This is a genomic window from Pseudomonas flexibilis, assembly GCF_000802425.1.
Lineage (GTDB): Bacteria > Pseudomonadota > Gammaproteobacteria > Pseudomonadales > Pseudomonadaceae > Serpens > Serpens flexibilis.
On record NZ_JRUD01000019.1, the window covers coordinates 82,882 to 99,798 of the forward strand.

The 16,917-nt window shown below is 66.6% G+C and carries 14 protein-coding genes; 7 read left to right on the forward strand and 7 right to left on the reverse strand.

Annotation, left to right across the window (positions count from 1 at the left end):
• Positions 1-10: 10 nt before the first annotated feature.
• Positions 11-898, reverse strand: coding sequence for a DUF6685 family protein (locus SF06_RS12445; protein WP_027589691.1), 888 nt, complete (start codon positions 896-898; stop codon positions 11-13).
• Positions 899-1,099: 201 nt separating this feature from the next.
• Between SF06_RS12445 and SF06_RS12450 the strand changes: the two genes are divergently transcribed.
• On the forward strand, positions 1,100-1,321 hold the full coding sequence (locus tag SF06_RS12450; RefSeq protein WP_027589692.1) for a DUF2835 domain-containing protein: 222 nt from the start codon (positions 1,100-1,102) through the stop codon (positions 1,319-1,321).
• A 69-nt stretch (positions 1,322-1,390) separates the two neighbouring features.
• Positions 1,391-2,416, forward strand: a complete 1,026-nt coding sequence (locus SF06_RS12455; RefSeq protein ID WP_039561762.1) for a quinone-dependent dihydroorotate dehydrogenase — start codon at positions 1,391-1,393, stop codon at positions 2,414-2,416.
• Between the two features lie 98 nt (positions 2,417-2,514).
• On the opposite strand, the gene rmf is transcribed toward SF06_RS12455, so the two are convergent.
• Positions 2,515-2,730, reverse strand: coding sequence for a ribosome modulation factor (gene rmf, locus SF06_RS12460; protein ID WP_037008600.1), 216 nt, complete (start codon positions 2,728-2,730; stop codon positions 2,515-2,517).
• A gap of 359 nt (positions 2,731-3,089) precedes the next feature.
• Between rmf and rlmKL the strand changes: the two genes are divergently transcribed.
• Positions 3,090-5,264 carry a bifunctional 23S rRNA (guanine(2069)-N(7))-methyltransferase RlmK/23S rRNA (guanine(2445)-N(2))-methyltransferase RlmL gene (rlmKL, locus tag SF06_RS12465; protein WP_027589694.1) on the forward strand — a complete coding sequence of 725 codons (2,175 nt, stop codon included), beginning with the start codon at positions 3,090-3,092 and terminating at the stop codon, positions 5,262-5,264.
• Positions 5,265-5,444: 180 nt separating this feature from the next.
• A complete protein-coding gene (locus tag SF06_RS12470; RefSeq protein ID WP_052199813.1) occupies positions 5,445-8,036 on the forward strand; it encodes a sensor domain-containing diguanylate cyclase in 2,592 nt (863 codons plus the stop codon).
• Positions 8,037-8,043: 7 nt separating this feature from the next.
• Here the strand turns inward: SF06_RS12470 and dacB are convergent, their stop codons facing one another.
• The gene (gene dacB / locus SF06_RS12475; protein WP_081993436.1) at positions 8,044-9,519 is read right to left on the reverse strand and encodes a D-alanyl-D-alanine carboxypeptidase/D-alanyl-D-alanine endopeptidase; all 1,476 of its coding nucleotides are present in this window, start codon (positions 9,517-9,519) and stop codon (positions 8,044-8,046) included.
• A gap of 375 nt (positions 9,520-9,894) precedes the next feature.
• Here dacB and SF06_RS12480 point away from each other — a divergent pair, with 375 nt between their 5' ends.
• Positions 9,895-10,665, forward strand: coding sequence for a 3-hydroxybutyrate dehydrogenase (locus SF06_RS12480; RefSeq protein ID WP_027589697.1), 771 nt, complete (start codon positions 9,895-9,897; stop codon positions 10,663-10,665).
• Positions 10,666-10,669: 4 nt separating this feature from the next.
• Here SF06_RS12480 and SF06_RS12485 read toward each other — a convergent pair whose 3' ends face one another.
• The 4 genes from SF06_RS12485 to SF06_RS12500 form a co-directional block, all read right to left on the reverse strand.
• Positions 10,670-12,163, reverse strand: a complete 1,494-nt coding sequence (locus SF06_RS12485) for a sigma-54 interaction domain-containing protein (protein WP_039561766.1) — start codon at positions 12,161-12,163, stop codon at positions 10,670-10,672.
• Positions 12,164-12,239: 76 nt separating this feature from the next.
• The gene (locus tag SF06_RS12490; RefSeq protein WP_039561767.1) at positions 12,240-13,610 is read right to left on the reverse strand and encodes a TRAP transporter large permease; all 1,371 of its coding nucleotides are present in this window, start codon (positions 13,608-13,610) and stop codon (positions 12,240-12,242) included.
• Between the two features lie 16 nt (positions 13,611-13,626).
• A complete protein-coding gene (locus tag SF06_RS12495; protein ID WP_027589700.1) occupies positions 13,627-14,229 on the reverse strand; it encodes a TRAP transporter small permease subunit in 603 nt (200 codons plus the stop codon).
• A gap of 73 nt (positions 14,230-14,302) precedes the next feature.
• Positions 14,303-15,388 (reverse strand): TRAP transporter substrate-binding protein, encoded by a 1,086-nt coding sequence (locus tag SF06_RS12500; protein ID WP_039561768.1) that lies wholly within the window; start codon positions 15,386-15,388, stop codon positions 14,303-14,305.
• Between the two features lie 376 nt (positions 15,389-15,764).
• Between SF06_RS12500 and SF06_RS12505 the strand changes: the two genes are divergently transcribed.
• Together SF06_RS12505 and SF06_RS12510 are read left to right on the forward strand one after the other, a co-directional pair.
• Positions 15,765-16,103, forward strand: a complete 339-nt coding sequence (locus SF06_RS12505) for a YggL 50S ribosome-binding family protein (RefSeq protein WP_027589702.1) — start codon at positions 15,765-15,767, stop codon at positions 16,101-16,103.
• A 149-nt stretch (positions 16,104-16,252) separates the two neighbouring features.
• Entirely contained in the window at positions 16,253-16,906 is a 654-nt protein-coding gene (locus SF06_RS12510) for a hypothetical protein (RefSeq protein WP_039561769.1), read from the forward strand.
• The last annotated feature ends 11 nt before the right edge of the window (positions 16,907-16,917 follow it).

Below are 16,917 nucleotides of genomic sequence, written 5' to 3' on the forward strand. Positions count from 1 at the left end.
CCGGCGGCGCTTACGGATCGATGTGCAGGGTGGTCGGCAGGTGGTAGAGGAATTCCACCAGGTCCGGCGCGCCAGCCAGGCGCAGGCCTTCGCCGAGGGCGTTCGCCTGTTCGTCGGCGCGCGGCAGCAGCAGGGCTTCGAGCACCGTGGGCGTACGCTGCAGCAACAGGCGCGAATACGGCAGCCCGCTGTCCAGCAGCAGCCCCATGAAACCTGGGTCGCTCCAGGCCTCGGCCGGCATGCCGAGCATGTGGTAGTGGCTGTGCAGCTCGGCCAGCACCACCGGATTGAGCCGATACTGGGCGACCTCCGCCGGCAGCTCGTGCTTCAGGCCGCGCAAGCGGGCATAGGCAACCAGAACGGCCAGCGTGGTGCCCTGGTCTCCGTCGTAGAACAGCCGTTCGCCAAACCATTCCGCCTGACGCAGGCGCAGGGGCTGACCCTTGCCGGGCAGCGTCTGTTCGGCGGCCTTGAGGAAATCCTTGTAGCTGATCATGCGCAGGCTGCGACAGGCCGGCGTGGCGGCCAGGTCTTCCAGGCGCGAATGAGGTGGTTGGTCACCCGGTGGACAGCACAGCCCACCGATGTCGCGCAGATCGAAGGCCGGTACGAAGCGATGATTCACCTCGAGCAGGCGCGCCAGCACCGCGTGGGCGGCCGCCTTGTCCTCCTGCACCGGTCCGGACAGGGCACCGCGCGGTAGATCCACCAGGCGCTCCAGTTGTGGACCGAGTTGCCACCAGATGCTCAGGGTGGGCAGGGGGATCGGCTGAAACGGCAGGCTGAGCTGGCGTGCGCGATCCAGCATGCGTCTGGCAGCCTTGCCGCCCAGGCCCAGCTGTCCGGCCAGGGACGACAAACGGCTGGTGAGGCGCGGGGGTGGCGTGGGCGAGGTCATGGCAATGCTACGGGCTCCAACAGTACTGCGTCGGGGTGGCGTGCCATTCGAACCGGGTGAGCAGGGCGCATGGAAAGGTGCGTTGCCCGCCTGGCCTTGCTGGCGCTCGCTAGTGTGGCAGAGCGGCCCGCTCGCTGGCGAGGGCGACTTGGGTCGCAGATGTGGCAAACTGACTCGCGTGTCTGACAAAGGGGGCGCTCCATGCCCAGCCTGGTGCTGGATATCCATCTGACGGCCGATCAGTTCCTGGCCTACTACCAGGGCCGTGCCAACCGGGTGCTGGCCTACAGTCGCGACGGGCGCAGCGTGAGCCTGCCGGCCCATCATCTACGGCCGTTCCTGACCCATGCCGGCATCCAGGGCACCTTCCGGCTGGAGGTAGGGGCCGACGGCAAGCTGCTGGACGTGAAGCGTCTGGCCTGAGTCCGACGGGTCAAAAGCGCGCGCCGAGCGGGTATACTCGGCGGCCCCAAACACCCAACGAGCCCGACCATGTACTCCCTGGCCCGCGATCTGCTCTTTCGACTGTCTCCGGAAACCTCTCACGAACTGTCCCTCGACCTGCTCGGCGCGGGCGGGCGTCTGGGGCTGAACGGTCTGCTGTGCAAGAAGCCGGCGGCCCTGCCAGTGAAGATCATGGGTCTGGAATTCGCCAATCCGGTCGGACTGGCCGCTGGTCTGGACAAGAACGGCGACGCCATCGACGGTCTCGGCCAGCTGGGTTTCGGCTTCCTCGAGATCGGCACCGTGACGCCGCGCCCTCAGCCGGGCAACCCGAAGCCGCGCCTGTTCCGCCTGCCGGAAGCCCAGGCCATCATCAACCGCATGGGCTTCAACAACCACGGGGTCGACTACCTGCTGGAGCGCGTGCGCGCCGCCCGCTATCGCGGCGTGCTGGGTATCAACATCGGCAAGAACTTCGACACCCCGGTCGAGCGCGCGGTGGACGACTACCTGATCGGCCTGGAGAAGGTCTATCCCCACGCCAGCTACATCACGGTTAACGTCAGCTCGCCGAATACCCCGGGGCTGCGCAGCCTGCAGTTCGGCGATTCGCTGCGCCAACTGCTCGAAGCCCTGCGCCGCCGCCAGGAAGACCTGGCCGTCGAGCACGGCCGCCGTGTGCCGCTGGCGATCAAGATCGCCCCGGACATGAGCGACGAGGAAACCGTCGAGGTGGCGCGCGCGTTGGTGGATGCCGGGATGGATGCGGTGATCGCCACCAACACCACCCTGAGTCGCGAAGGCGTCGAAGGCCTGCTGCACGGTGACGAGGCCGGCGGTCTGTCCGGCGCGCCGGTACGCGACAAGAGCACCCACACCGTGAAGGTGCTGGCCGCCGAGCTGGGTGGGCGTCTGCCGATCATCGCCGTGGGCGGTATCACCGAAGGGCGCGACGCGGCCGAGAAGATCGCCGCCGGGGCGAGCCTGGTGCAGATCTATTCGGGGTTCATCTACAAGGGCCCGAAGCTGATTCGCGAAGCGGTGGATGCCATCGCCGCGCTGCCGCGGACCTGAAGCGCACAAATGGAAAGGGCTCCCTTGGGAGCCCTTTGGCGATCACCGTGCCAGGTCCGTGTGGGGCCTGGCGCGGCGGAAGAGCGTCGGACCGGGTCTCAGCCGACCGCTCTCATTTCATTCAGTCGATGTATGCCGGCGGTGCCGGTCAGACCGTCCCAGTGGTCGGCGCGACCTTCGCGCCAGCCATTGAGCCAGGCCTGGCGAGTCGTCGGATGGGTGAAGGGACAGAGCTCCTGGGATTTGCCATGAACACCATGTTGGTAACCGCGTAAGTAGGCGCGTTCCATCGGGTCACGCTTTAGTCTTCTCATCGGGTATTGCCCTCAATCGTTGACTGTATTTCCCACTGGCGGCCGCGTTGCGAGGCCGCGAAAGGGGTCGTTGCCGGCGTGACGACCCCATAGGAAGGGCAACCTTGCGTTGTCTCCCTGAGGTTGTTTCTATCCAAAGGGGCGAGCGCTGTGAATGATCGATTTGTCATAACGAGGCAACATTTCGCCTGACGGAACCATAAGCAGCGCCACTTGTCGGGGCAAAGCGGTATCCCAGGTGGGTTTGGGCGCTAGTTGCGCACCGTGATTTTGTCAGCAACTGTTGTGCAGCTCGTCGTTTCAATTTGTTTCGGCTTCTCTGGCGGAAGCCTTTATCGCCTGCGGGCCTGGATTTTCGAATGTCTGAGCGTTACGAACTGGTACTGACCTGCCCCAAGAGCCTGGAAAGCCTGCTGCTGGACGAGGCCGGGCAACTGGGGCTGGAAGAGGCCCGCGAACATGTGGCCATGGTGCGCGGCTTCGCCGGTATTGAAACCGCCTATCGGCTGTGCCTGTGGTCGCGGTTGGCCAACCGGGTGCTGCTGGTGCTGGCGCGCTTCCCGGTGAGCAATGCCGAGACCCTCTACGAAGGCGTCAAGGCCGTCGACTGGAGCGAGCACCTGGATGCCGGCGGCAGCCTGGCGGTGGAGTTCAGCGGGCGCGGCGCCGGCATCGACAACACACACTTCGGCGCGCTGAAGGTCAAGGACGCCATTGTCGACCGTCTGCGCGCGCAGTTCGGCCAGCGCCCGTCGGTGGACAAGGACAATCCCGACCTGCGCGTGCACCTGCGCCTGGACAAGGGCGAGGCGGTACTTTCCATCGACCTGTCCGGGCACAGCCTGCACCAGCGCGGCTACCGCCTGCAGCAGGGTGCCGCGCCGCTCAAGGAAAACCTGGCTGCCGCGATCCTGATCCGCGCCGGCTGGCCGCGCATTGCCGCCGAGGGCGGCGCGCTGGCCGACCCGATGTGCGGGGTGGGCACCTTCCTGGTCGAGGCCGGCCTGATGGCGGCCGACGTCGCCCCCAACCTCAAGCGCCAGCAGTGGGGCTTTTCCCGCTGGCTCGGCCATGTGCCGGCCGTGTGGAACCGCCTGCACGTCGAGGCCGAGGAGCGCGCGCGCATCGGCCTAAGCAAGCCGCCGCTGTGGATTCGCGGCTACGAAGCCGACCCGCGCCTGATCCAGCCGGCGCGCAACAACATCGAGCGCGCCGGACTCGGCGAGTGGGTACGCATCTACCAGGGCGAACTGGCCACCTTCGAGCCGCGCACCGACAAGGGCCAGGCCGGCCTGGTGGTGTGCAACCCGCCGTATGGCGAGCGCCTGGGCGACGAAGCCAGCCTGCTGTACCTCTACCAGAACCTGGGCGAGCGCCTGCGCCAGGCCTGCATGGGCTGGGAGGCCGCGATCTTCACCGGCGCGCCTGAGCTGGGCAAGCGCATGGGCATTCGCAGCCACAAGCAGTACGCGCTGTTCAACGGCGCGCTGCCGTGCAAGCTGCTGCTGTTGCAGGTGCGGCCCGACCAGTTCGTCACCGGCAACCGCCAGGGCGCCGAAGACCGCCTTGTGCCCCAGGCCAGTGAGCCGGCACGCCTGTCCGAAGGTGGGCAGATGTTCGCCAACCGCCTGCAGAAGAACCTCAAGACCCTGGGCAAATGGGCGAAGCAGGCCGGTGTGGAATGCTACCGGCTGTACGACGCGGACATGCCCGAGTACGCCCTGGCCATCGATTTGTACCGCGATTGGGTGCATGTGCAGGAATACGCGCCGCCGCGCTCGATCGACCCGGAAAAGGCCCAGACCCGCCTGCTCGACGCCCTGGCGGCGATCCCGGTGGCCCTTGGCGTGCCCGCCGAGCGCGTGGTGATCAAGCGTCGCGAACGGCAGACCGGTACCCGCCAGTACGAGCGCCAGGGCGAGCAGGGCCGCTTCATGGAGGTCAGCGAGGGCGGCGTCAAGCTGCTGGTCAACCTCACCGATTACCTGGACACCGGCCTGTTCCTCGACCACCGGCCGATGCGCCTGCGCATCCAGCGCGAGGCGGCCGGCAAGCGCTTCCTCAACCTGTTCTGCTACACCGCGACCGCTACCGTGCACGCGGCCAAGGGCGGCGCACGCAGCACCACCAGTGTCGACCTGTCGAAGACCTACCTGGACTGGGCACGCCGCAACCTGTCGCTGAACGGCTTCTCGGACAAGCAGCGCCTGGAACAGGGCGACGTGATGGCCTGGCTGGAAGCGGATCGCGGCGAGTACGACCTGATCTTCATCGACCCGCCGACCTTCTCCAACTCCAAGCGCATGGAAGGAGTGTTCGACGTTCAGCGCGATCATGCCCGGTTGATCGACCTGGCCATGGCCCGGCTGGCGGCGGGGGGCGTCCTGTACTTCTCGAACAACTTCCGTAAATTCCAGCTGGACGAGATGCTGGCAAAACGCTACAAGATCGCCGAAGTGACGGGCGAAACACTGGATCCGGATTTCGCCCGCAATCCCCGCATCCACAGGGCCTGGCACATCAGCCACGGCTGAACCCTGGTTTGCGCTGGCAGGGAAGTCGGTATGCAGGCAGTACAGCAAGATGATTCTTCCAGGCCCCGGCCCGTAAGTCGGGGCTGCGAAGCCGGCACTGTGTTCCTTCTGGTATTTCTTGTCGGCCTGTCGTTATCGGCAGCCGCCGCGTATGCCCTGGAGCAGAATCGCCGTGCCCAGATGCAGGATCAATTCCAGCGTCTGGCCGGCGAGCGTGTGTCGCGGATCGCCAACCAGTTCAAGACCAGTCAGCAGCAGGTCGAATCCCTCAGCCGCCACCTGAGCCTGGCCGGCGACCTGGGCCCCGGAGCCTTCGCCCTGGCGACCGAGCACCTGTTGGCCGACAGCCTGGGCTTTATCTGGATGCCCCGCGTGACCCACGAGCAGCGGCCGGCCTTCGAGGCCCGGTTGCGCGAGCAGGGTGGCGCGAACGGTCTGCGCGAAGTGGATGAGCGAGGTGCGCTTCGCCCGGCCGGGGTGCGTGACGAGTATTTTCCGGTGCGCTACGTAGGTTCGCGCCATCTGGGTGAACGCCTGCCAGGCCTGGACCTGGCGTCCCATCCAGGCAGGCGGGAGATCCTGCAACGGGCGCGCGAGCGTGAGGGGCTGGTCTCCACCGTGCTGACGCTGTCGCCTGTCACCCCCTATGGCCAGGCCCTGGTGGTGATGGCCCCGGTACTGCGTGCGGGTGAACTGCTGGGCTTCGTTTCCTCTGCCCTGCTGCTGGACGATATGCTGGCCGAGCACGGCAGTACCGAAGGGCTGTACACCGAACTCTGGGACCTGAGCGACGCCGAGCAGCCCCGCTTGCTCCACTCGGCAGGCGAGCCAGCCGAGAGCAGCGCGCTGGAGTACCACCGGATGCTGCCCATGGCCGACCGACTGTTCGCCGTCAGCCTGCGCCCGCAGTTCGCCTTCATGCACCAGCATGGAGGATCGGTGGGTGTGTGGGTCTTCCTGCTGGGTGGTCTGGTCAGCCTGCTGGCGGCCGGATTTCTGGGCTCGTTGCTCAGTGAGCGGCAACGCACCCGCCGCCTGGTGGCGGTGCGCACGGCTGAACTGCAGGCCAGCCAGCGCGAGTTGCAGACCAGTCAGGAAGAGCTGCGCCTCAGCGAGCGGCGCTGGCACTTCGCCCTGGAGGGAGCGGGTGATGGCGTCTGGGACTGGGAATGCCAGACGGGCCGCGCCTACTTCTCGCCGACCTGGAAGCACATGCTCGGCTACGCCGACGGGGAGATCGAGGGCACCTACCAGGAATGGCTCGAACTGATCCACCCGCTGGACCGGCACCAGGCGCTGCGGGCTCTGGAACGCCACATGTCCGGCGCCACGGAGTCGGTCGCCTACGAGTACCGTCTGTACTGCAAGGACGGCAGTTGGAAGTGGATCCTCAGTCGCGGGCAAGTGGTGCTGCGCGATGCTCAGGACCAGCCGTTGCGCATGATCGGCGTGCATACGGATATCGATGGCCGCAAGCACACCGAGCTGCAGTTGAACCGCACCCTGGGCGAGCTCGATGCCCTGCTCAGGGCCACGACCCATGTGTTGATCATCGCCACCGACCTGCAGGGACTCATCCAGCGTTTCAACGTCGGTGCCGAACGCATGCTGGGCTACCGCGCGGAGCAGATGATCGGGCAGCCGATCGAACGCCTGTGCCGCGCCGAGGATCTGGACGATCACGCCGCGCCGTCCGGGTCGCGGCGTAGCCTGCAGGAACTGACTGCGGACTGCCGCACCAGCCAGGAATGGACGTACCTGCGCAGTGATGGTGGCCATCTGGTCGTCGACCTCATCACCACCAGTATCCGCGACGAATACGACCAGGCGGTCGGCTACCTGGGCATCGCCACCGACGCCACCGAGCGCCGGCGCAGCCGTGCGGCGCTGGAGGAGCGCGACCACCTGTTGCAGAAGCTGACCCAGCGCGTGCCGGGCATCATCTTCCAGCTGCACCGCGCGCCCAACGGCCATTTCAGCGTGCCGTACGCCAGTGCCGCGCTGTCCGGCCTCTACGAGCTGGACCCCACCGATGTGCGTTCCGATGCCCAGCGTATGTTCCGCCTTGTGCACCCGGAAGACTACCCGCGACTGCGCGACGGCCTGCAGGATTCCGCGCAACACCTGACCCTGTGGCAGACGGAGCTGCGTTGCCTGCTGCCCAGCCAGGGACAGCGCTGGTTCCGCTGCGAGGCCATGCCGGAGCGCGGTGCCGATGGTGGCGTTCTCTGGCACGGCTTCCTGTCGGATATCACGCCGCTCAAGGACACCGAACAGGAGTTGCGCCAGCTCTCGGAAACCGATGGCCTGACCGGGGTGTTCAACCGCCGCTACTTCCAGGAGCGCCTGGCGCAGGCCATCTCACTGGCCGGGCGGCGTGAAGCCGGCCTGTCCCTGCTGATGTTCGATATCGACCATTTCAAGCAGATCAACGACCAGTTTGGCCACGCCGCCGGTGACCGGGTACTGCAGGCGTGCTGCCAGCGGCTGGGAGCGCGCCTGCGGCGTAGCGACCTGCTGTGCCGGTTGGGTGGTGAGGAATTCGCCGTGCTGTGCGCCCAGACCAGCCTGTCCCAGGCGGTGACCCTGGCCGAGGCGCTGCGGGCGCTGCTGGCTGGCGAATCGATCGAAGAAGTGGGGCGCGTCACCGCCAGTTTTGGCGTAGCGCAATGGCATACCGGCGAAACCGCCGATGATTTGCTCAACCGTGCCGACGCCGCGCTCTACGCAGCCAAGCGCGCAGGTCGCGATCAGGTGCGCCTGGCGACCTGACCTGACCTCAGCGTCGCGCGGTGCTGCGCCGCTCGCGCGGCTGCTCGTATATCGACAGCAGCACCTGGTCCAGCACTGCCGAGGCGCCCCAGGGGCGCGGGTGGTTGAGGATGGCCACCACCGCCCAGCTGCTACCGTTCACGTCGCGGCTGTAGCCGGCGATGGCGCGCACGTTGTTCAGGGTGCCGGTCTTGATGTGCGCCTTGCCGGCCACGGCGGTGTCCTGCAGGCGTTTGCGCATGGTGCCGTCCAGCGCCGCCAGCGGCATGGAGGAAATGAACTCGGCGGCGAACGGGCTCTGCCAGGCCGACTGCAACAGGCTGGCCAGGCCCCGGGCAGTGACCCGCTCGCTGCGCGACAGGCCCGAGCCGTTTTCCAGCACCAGCCGTGCCACCGGCAGCCCCTTGGGTTCGAGCCACTGGCGAATCACCCGTTGCGCGGCGGCCGCATCGTCACTGTCCTGTCCTGTACGGAAGGCGGCGCCCAGGCTGAGGAACAGCTGCCGGGCCATGGTGTTGTTGCTGTATTTGTTGATGTCGCGGATGACCTCCACCAGGTCCGGCGATTCGGCGCGCACCAGCAGGCGCGCATCCTCCGGCACGCGGTCGATACGGTTGGCGCCCAGCAGGGTGCCGCCCAGCTCGCGCCAGATGGCCCGCACGGTACCCGCCGCATATTGCGGATGATCGAGCAGCGCCAGATAGGTGTGTGCCTTGCAGCCCTGGGCCAGCTCGCCAGTGATCACCAGGGTCACGCTGTCGCCCTGGTGAACCGGCCGGTAACTCACCTGCGGCCAGGCCGGGCAGGTGGCGCGGGCCGGCAGCGGGCGCACGCGATTGTCGATGCGCACCGCGTCCAGTGGCGGTTCGGCGCTCACATGCACCTGGCCACCCTCGCTGCGCACGCTGAAACGCTGGGCGTTGAGATTGATCAGCAGGGAATCCGGCGCCACCAGATACGGGCGGTTGGCGTCACCGCCGTCATCGTCGAATTCCGGCAGGGCGGGCTGCAGGAAATGGCTGCGGTCCAGCACCAGGTCGCCGCTGATGGTGTTAACCCCGTGGCTGCGCAGGTCGCGCAACAGCAGCCAGAGGCGTTCCATGTTCAGCTTGGGATCGCCACCACCCTTGAGGTAGAGATTGCCGTGCAGAACACCGTCGCGCAGCGGCCCATCGGCATACAGCTCGGTCGTCCAGGTGTGGGCGGGACCGAGCAGCTCCAGCGCGGCGTAGGTGGTGACCAGCTTGATGGTGGACGCGGGATTGACCGGCACGTCGGCGTTGTAGGCGGTGATCTGGCCGGGACCGTTGAGCGGGATGGCCACCAGCGACAGTGCCTGGCCGTCCAGCTTGTGCTGGCGCAAGGCCTGCTGGACTTTTACAGGGAGCACCTGTCGCTCCGCCGCCCACACGGGAGGGGCAGCGAGCAGCGTCGTGGTCGTCAGCAGGCCCCCCAGCAGTAGGGGATGCAGCCATGGTTTCATGCGGGCTTCCGGGAGAATCGGCACGCGTCCGGTATGCAGCTTAGTCATCGCCTGCAAGGACGAAGTTTGTCCGCGCCGACCGGTATCCGACGGGTGTCGTGCACAACCGCTTGGCGGAGGTCGCGTGCGGTTGTCCAGATCCCTGGACAGTCGCTTGCTGCTGCTGAACATGTCCAGCGAACCGGACGTCTTTTCAGGCCCTCTGCGTCGCTGCGGCAGTGCCAGAGCAGCGGCAAAGCCGCGTGGCGCCTGGCCTTTGGGTGTCGGCGGGGAGTTGCGGATGGTCTGGCACGTCTTTCGCTGTAGGGAGTTCAGACAAGGCGCCGTCCACGGGCAGGCGCCCCCGGCGGGTCGTCATCGGCAGGAGAACCCCACATGAATCTCAAAGGCAAGATCGCACTGGTCACCGGCGCCACCAGCGGCATCGGTCTGGGCATCGCCCACCGTCTGGCCGCGGCCGGTGCCGCAGTGGTGATCAATGGCTTCGGCGACGTCGAAGGCGTGCTTGCCGAGCTTGGCCGCCATGGCACGCGAGTCGGCCACTACCCGGCGGACATGGCCGATGCGCAGCAGATCGCCGAGATGATCGCTTACGTTGAACGGACCTTTGGTGGCCCCGACATCCTGGTCAACAACGCCGGCATCCAGCATGTCGCCGCGGTGGAGGCGTTTCCGGTGGAGCGCTGGGACGCCATCATCGCCATCAACCTGTCCTCGGTATTCCATACCTCGCGCCTGGTGCTGCCGGGCATGCGCCAGCGCGGCTGGGGGCGCATCCTCAATATCGCCTCCACCCATGGGCTGGTGGCTTCCGCCGGCAAGAGCGCCTATGTGGCCGCCAAGCACGGGGTGATCGGCCTGACCAAGAGCATCGCCCTGGAAACCGCGACCACGCCGATCACCTGCAACGCGATCTGTCCCGGCTGGGTGCTGACGCCCCTGGTGCAGCAGCAGATTCAGGCGCGCATCGAGGCCGGTGCCAGCCCCGACGAGGCGCGCCATGACCTGCTGGCGGAGAAGCAGCCGTCCCGGGAGTTCGTCACCCCCGAACAGCTCGGTGAGCTGGCGGTATTCCTGTGCAGCGAGGCCGCCGCCCAGGTGCGTGGTGCGGCCTGGAACATGGATGGCGGCTGGGTGGCCCAGTAGGTGCCTAGCGGCGCGTGCCCAGGCCGTGCTGCTGCAGCTTGCTGTACAGGCTGGCGCGGGAGATGCCCAGTTCGCTGGCGGCGCGCCGGCGATTGCCGTTGCAGGTCGCCAGGGCGTGCTGCAGCGCGCGGCGCTCGGCTGCCGCGATGCTGTGCGCCAAGGGCTGCAGCGGCTGCTGGGGTTCGTCAGCGGGTGGAGCAGCCTGCGGCGTTGGGTTGGCGGCCGCCGTGACGGGCAACGGTGCGCCGCGCGTAGCCAGCAGTGGCAGCAGTTGTGCCGCCTCCAGCACTGGGCCGTCGGCATCCAACTGTACCCGCTCCAGCAGGTTGCGCAGCTCCCGCACGTTGCCGTTCCACGGCTGCCGGACCAGCAACATCAGGGCTTCGCGGCTCAGCTCCCGGGGCGCCTGGCCGGAGCGGTTGGCGATGTCGTCGAGCAGGTGTTCGGCCAGCGCCGGGATATCCTCGCGGCGGTCGCGTAGCGGCGGCACGTGGAGCGCCAGCACATTCAGGCGGTAGTAGAGGTCGGCGCGGAACTGCCCGGCGGCGACCTTGGCCTCCAGGTCGATATGGGTTGCGGCGATCACCCTTACGTTGAGCGGCTTGACCTGGTTGGAGCCGAGCGGCTCGACTTCCTGCTCCTGCAGCACACGCAGCAGCTTGGCCTGCAATGCCAGCGGCAGGTCGCCGATCTCGTCGAGGAACAGCGTGCCACCGTTGGCCACCTCGAACTTGCCGATGCGCGCCTTGCGATCGGCACCGGTGAAGGCGCCCGGCGCGGTGCCGAACAGCTCGGCCTCGACCAGGGTTTCGGGAATGGCGGCGACGTTGACCGCCACGAACGGGCCGTTGGCGCGCGGCGACAGGTTGTGGATGCCCTGCGCCAGCAGCTCCTTGCCGGTGCCCGTCTCGCCGCGCAGCAACACTGTGGCGTCCAGCTGTGCGGCGCGCCGGGCCTGGCGCTTGACCTCGCTGGCGGCGGCGCTGCCGCCGATGAAGCCGGCGATGGTGTAGCGGGCGCGGCGTGCCTTGGCCAGCTCACTCTGGGTAGCCAGCAGTTGATTCTGCAGGCTGTTGTACTTGGCCATCAGCGGTTTGAGCTGGTGCGCGCGATCCAGCAGCACGAAGCCCAGCGCACCCACCAGGGTGCCGTCCTTGTCGCGCAGCGGGATGCGCGTGACCACGAAGTGCTCGCTGCCGAAGGCCATCAGATCGAGCATGCTCGGTTGGCCGCTCTCGACCACCTCGCGCAGGCGGCTGGCCGGCAACACCTCTTCGATCTCCTTGCCGAGCACGCTGTGCGGCGGACTGATGCCGAGCTTCTCTGCGTATTTGTCGTTGATCCAGACGATTCGCGCCTGGCGGTTCACGGCGATGGTGCCTTCGCACTGCGCATCAAGGTGATCGAACAGCAGGGGCATCGCCACCGCGCGAAAGCGCTCGGGAGATACCCCGACGATCAGGCCGTGCTGGTCGAGGTCGTTGCTGGAGATGGCCATGGCAGCTGGGCTTCCGAGGGTGACGGGGGATTATGGGAGCCGCCTCGCCGCGCGGGCAAGGCGGTACAGCCGGGGATCAGGGGCCGCCATACACCTCGTTGGGCAGCCAGGTGGCCAGGGGCTCGAAGTAGAACACCAGGGCCATGCCGAGCAGTTGCAGGGCGATGAAGGGCGCCACACCCAGGTAGATGTGGCGGGTGCTGATGCCCGGCGGGCAGACGCCCTTGATATAGAACAGTGCGAAGCCCACGGGTGGGGTGAGGAACGAGGTCTGCAGGCACAGCGCGAAGAGGATTGCGAACCACAGGGGATCGACGCCCATGGAGAACAGCACCGGCGCCACCAGTGGCAGGATGATCAGAGTGATCTCCACCCAGTCGAGGAAGAACCCCAGCAGGAAGGTGATCGCCAGCACCGTGAACAGCACGCCGGTCTGGCCGAATGGCAGGCCGGTCAGCGCGGCACGGATCACGTCATCACCGCCCAGGCCGCGCAGCACGGCGGCGAACACCGTGGCGCCGATGAAGATGCCGAAGATGAAGGCGGCGGTGCGGCTGGTCTGGTAGAGGGCGTCCTTGAGCACCGAAAGGCTCAGGCGACGGCCGCCAGCCGCCATCAACAGTGCGCCGGCCGCGCCGACTGCCGAGGCCTCGGTGGTGGTGGCGATGCCGAAGAAGATCGAGCCGAGCACGGCGAAGATCAGCGCCAGCGGCGGCACCACGGCCCGGAACACGTCGAGCAGGGCGCGGCCGTCGAGCTTCTGCCGGTTGGCGGGTGCCGGGGCGAAGTCTTTCTTCAGCCAGGCGACGATCACGATGTACAGCACGTACATCAGCGCCAGCAGCATCCCCGGGATCAGCGCGCCCATGAACAGCTTGCCCACCGAGGCCTCGGAAGTGCCGAGGCGATCGGCCATCAGCACCAGCATGATGCTTGGCGGAATCAGGATGCCCAGCGTGCCCACCGAACAGGCGGTGCCTACCGCCAGGCTCTTGTTGTAGTTGGCCTGCAGCATCGGTCCGAGCGACAGCATGCCGAGCAGCGCCACCGAGGCGCCGACGATGCCGGTGGACGCGGCGAGCAGGATGCCGACCACCACCACGGTCACCGCGTAGCCGCCGCGCAGCGGGCCGAGGACCCGTACCAGGCTGTGCATCAGCCGTTCGGCGATGCCCGAGCGGTCGAGCATGATGCCCATGAAGATGAACAACGGCAGGGCGACCATCAGCTCGTTGGCGACGATGCCGTAGATGCGCGCGTCCAGGACGCCGATGGTGCCGTCCCAGGTGAACCAGAGATCGGCGTCGAAGTGATCGACCAGTACATAGCCGAGCACTGCGAACAGCAGGCCGATGCCGGCCAGCGACCAGGCGACCGGGAAGCCGAGCAGCAGCAGGCCCATGAAGCTGGCGAACATGGCGATGACGAGAATTTCTTCCAGACCCATGATTGCGACTTCTCCATCAGGGCTGCGAACGAGCGCGGTCGCGGTCGTCCGAGGGGGCCGCCAGGGCCCGCGGGAAATGGAACAGCAGCGTGCTGCAGCGCAGTGCGCGGGAGAGCAGCGCCAGCGCCACCAGCAGCAGCCCCAGCGGCAGCACGCTCTTGAAGATGAAGCGATAGGGCAGCCCGCTGGGTGCCTGGGAACGCTCGTTGTACAGGTAGGCCTGGTAGGCGTAGGGGACCAGCGCATCGATCATCAGCAGGATCACCGGCAGCGCCAGCAACACAATGGCGAGCAGCTCGATCCAGGCCTGGCTGCGCAGGCTGAAGCGTTCACGCAGCACGTCGACGCGCACGTGGTCGTCGCGCACCACCGCGTAGGCGAGGGACAGCATCACGGCGGCGCCGAACAGGTGCCAGGACAGTTCCTCCAGCGCAATGGAGCCGCGCGAGAGAATGAAGCGACTGAACACGTTGGCCAGTACCACCAGCAGAACCACCAGCCAGAGCCAGGCGCTGGCCTGGCCGATGGCGGTCAGCAGGCGATCCAGTGGCCGCGAGATGCGGTTGTACGGCAGCGCCTCGGGCGCTGCCGTATCGGGAGAGACGGGCTTGAAGGACACGGCGACCTCGAAATCTCGACACGGGGATTGAGAAGCGGGCACGTTGCCGTGCCCGCTCACGGGCGCGCAGCCGTCAGTCGTACTGGTAGTAGTCGCGCGGCAGGTAACCCATGCCGTGCCAGATCGAGTGATGCTTCATGAACTCGCGCTGGCTGGTCAGCACGCGCTTGAACATCTCGTCCTTGGCGGCCATTTCGTCGAGCACCTCGTCGGTCACCCTCTGCAGCTCGCGCAGCACCGGCTCGGGCAGCACCTGGGCCTTCACGCCCTGCTGCTGATAGTCACGCAGGGCAGTCGGCTGGGCCCACTCGCTCTCGGCGAAACCCTTGAGGGTGGCCGCCTCGCAGCCCATCTCGATGAGCGCGCGACTTTCCGGCTTGAGCTTGTCCCAGACATTCTTGTTGACCAGCAGGTGCGAGGTGGTCAGCGTCTGGTGCCAGCCGGGCATGATGTAGTTCTTGATGATCTGGTCCAGGCCCAGCATCTTGTCCACCGCCGGCTGCGAGAATTCGGTGGCGTCAATGGTCTTGCGCTCCAACGCCTGGTAGATCTCCCCGCCGGGCACCATGGTCACCGAGGCGCCGAGCTTTTCCAGTACCTTGCCGCCGATGCCGGCGAAGCGGATGCGCAGGCCGTCGATGTCGCCCAGCTTCTCGATGGGCTTGGCGAACCAGCCGGCGCCTTCCGGGCCGATGATGCTGCACAGCATCGGATGGATGTTGCGCTGGGCATAGATTTCCTCGAGCAGCTTCTTGCCGTCGCCCTGGTAGTACCACGCCAGGTGCGCCGGCGGTTCCATGTTGAACGGTGCGCCGGAATACAGCGGCAGGGCCGGGATGGTGCCCTGGTCGTAGCCGACCCAGGTATAGCCGGCCGGATACTTGCCGGTGCTCACCGCATTCATGATCTCGAACGGTGGCACCAGTTCGCCGGGCTCGTAGTAGCGCAGCTGGATGTTGCCGCCCGAGATGGTCTTGAGCGATTCGGAGAGATGCTTGACCGGGGTGGTCAGGCCGACAAGGTGGGACGGGAAGGCCAGCGGTACCTGCCAGCGGATCTTCTCGCTGGCCATCACCGGGCTGGCCAGCAGGGTGCTGGTGAGCAGCGTAGTGGCGGTAACACTGAAGGTCAGGCGGGAAAGCTGTTGCTTCATGGACATGCTGAGTTCCTTCTTGTTGTTTTTGTATGTGCTACCGGTCGGACAGTAGCGCAGATCACGTCCGGTTCGCTGCTGCGATGGAACGCTGCAAGGGCACCGGCAGGTGGCGAAGGGAGCCAGGCAGGTTTCATACCTGTTCTGAAAATCCTTTTTAAATCAATAAGTAAGAATCTGGAGCGACAAGCACATCCGGAAATCTGGACATGCGCGACGGGTATCGGTGTCTGTTCGTCCAGAAACCTGGACTCGTCTGTCCGGTTTTCTGAACGCCTGCGTGTGAGTCCGCGTGGTTGCTGGGTTTCGGCCCGGGTGAAGAATTTGCATGGGCGACGCTAAAGCCGGTAGAGTGCCCGCCACTTTATTGAGGAGACACCCCATGGCTAGATCCCGCCGCCTGCGCAAGAAACTCTGCGTCGACGAATTCCAGGAACTGGGCTTCGAAGTGCAACTGAACTACCGCGACGGCATCAGCGACGCCGAGCGTAACGCCGCCATGGACGATTTCCTGGACCAGGCCATCGAGGCCAACGGCCTGGGCTTCATTGGCGCGGATGAGTACGGTTATGTCTGCCTGGGCCGTCGTGGTTCGGTAACCGCCGAACAGCGCGCCCAGGTCGAAGCCTGGCTCAAGGGTCATCGCGACCTGTCCCGCAGCGTGGCTGGCGAGCTGATCGACGTCTGGTACCCGGACGCGCCGATCCACCAGCCGCAGTAACGGCCAGCGGAACCGATCAAGCCCTCCTCACGAGGGCTTTTTTGTGGCCGGTGGGCACCAGTCAAACGCCAGGACTGCGACCTTTGCGCCAATTGTGGCGGGCCAGGGCAGCGCGCTACCTTCTGGAACCTTGTCCGGAGAGCATTGCCATGAAGCGCATCGCTGCCATTGTCCTGTTGGGTCTGGTAATGGCCGGGCCGCTGCTGGCCTCGCGTTCCGATCGCGTCGACACCCTCATCACCGAAGCCCGCACCGCCTTGTCAGCAGGCGACTATCAGGGTGCGCTGGGGAGTCTGCTCGAGGCGGAGCGGACGCTGGGGTTTGCCAATCCGGTGATTCTGCATCTGCGCATCACCGCCCAGCAGATGCCGCTGGAGGCGGGCAACTACCGCTACCTCGACCTGCGTGAGCAGCGCGGCAACTGCGCGATCTACATGCACGAGTTCGGCGTGAACCACCCGGCGGATGCGATCTCTCCGGACATCTCGCGCATCTGCGCAACGCTCAAGAGCTATCCCCGCGAGGCGCTGGAGGTGGTGCGCGCCAATCTGGAGGCGAGCCGCTACACGGCGGCGCTGGACGATCTGGCCGCGCTGGAGAAATTCGGTGGCGCCTGGTCCGAGCCGCAGGCGCTGCTGAAGATTCGTGCGCTCGAACAGGCGCTGGCGGTCGAGCGCAATCCCGAACGCAAGCAGGCGCTGCGGCGGGAAGTTGACGACTACCTGGCGCGGGTGTCGGCGGGGCAAGGCCAGCCGCTCCCGGCCGACCTGGCATATGTGCGGATGCTGGCCGGCGGGGACTGACAGCATCGCGG

Excerpts from the sequence above, each read along its gene's own strand:
- SF06_RS12445 (WP_027589691.1), bottom strand. The coding sequence starts at position 898 with ATGACCTCGCCCACGCCACCCCCGCGCCTCACCAGCCGTTTGTCGTCC.
- SF06_RS12450 (WP_027589692.1), top strand. The coding sequence starts at position 1,100 with ATGCCCAGCCTGGTGCTGGATATCCATCTGACGGCCGATCAGTTCCTG.
- SF06_RS12455 (WP_039561762.1), top strand. The coding sequence starts at position 1,391 with ATGTACTCCCTGGCCCGCGATCTGCTCTTTCGACTGTCTCCGGAAACC.
- rmf (WP_037008600.1), bottom strand. The coding sequence starts at position 2,730 with ATGAGAAGACTAAAGCGTGACCCGATGGAACGCGCCTACTTACGCGGT.
- rlmKL (WP_027589694.1), top strand. The coding sequence starts at position 3,090 with ATGTCTGAGCGTTACGAACTGGTACTGACCTGCCCCAAGAGCCTGGAA.
- SF06_RS12470 (WP_052199813.1), top strand. The coding sequence starts at position 5,445 with ATGCAGGATCAATTCCAGCGTCTGGCCGGCGAGCGTGTGTCGCGGATC.
- dacB (WP_081993436.1), bottom strand. The coding sequence starts at position 9,519 with ATGAAACCATGGCTGCATCCCCTACTGCTGGGGGGCCTGCTGACGACC.
- SF06_RS12480 (WP_027589697.1), top strand. The coding sequence starts at position 9,895 with ATGAATCTCAAAGGCAAGATCGCACTGGTCACCGGCGCCACCAGCGGC.
- SF06_RS12485 (WP_039561766.1), bottom strand. The coding sequence starts at position 12,163 with ATGGCCATCTCCAGCAACGACCTCGACCAGCACGGCCTGATCGTCGGG.
- SF06_RS12490 (WP_039561767.1), bottom strand. The coding sequence starts at position 13,610 with ATGGGTCTGGAAGAAATTCTCGTCATCGCCATGTTCGCCAGCTTCATG.
- SF06_RS12500 (WP_039561768.1), bottom strand. The coding sequence starts at position 15,388 with ATGTCCATGAAGCAACAGCTTTCCCGCCTGACCTTCAGTGTTACCGCC.
- SF06_RS12505 (WP_027589702.1), top strand. The coding sequence starts at position 15,765 with ATGGCTAGATCCCGCCGCCTGCGCAAGAAACTCTGCGTCGACGAATTC.
- SF06_RS12510 (WP_039561769.1), top strand. The coding sequence starts at position 16,253 with ATGAAGCGCATCGCTGCCATTGTCCTGTTGGGTCTGGTAATGGCCGGG.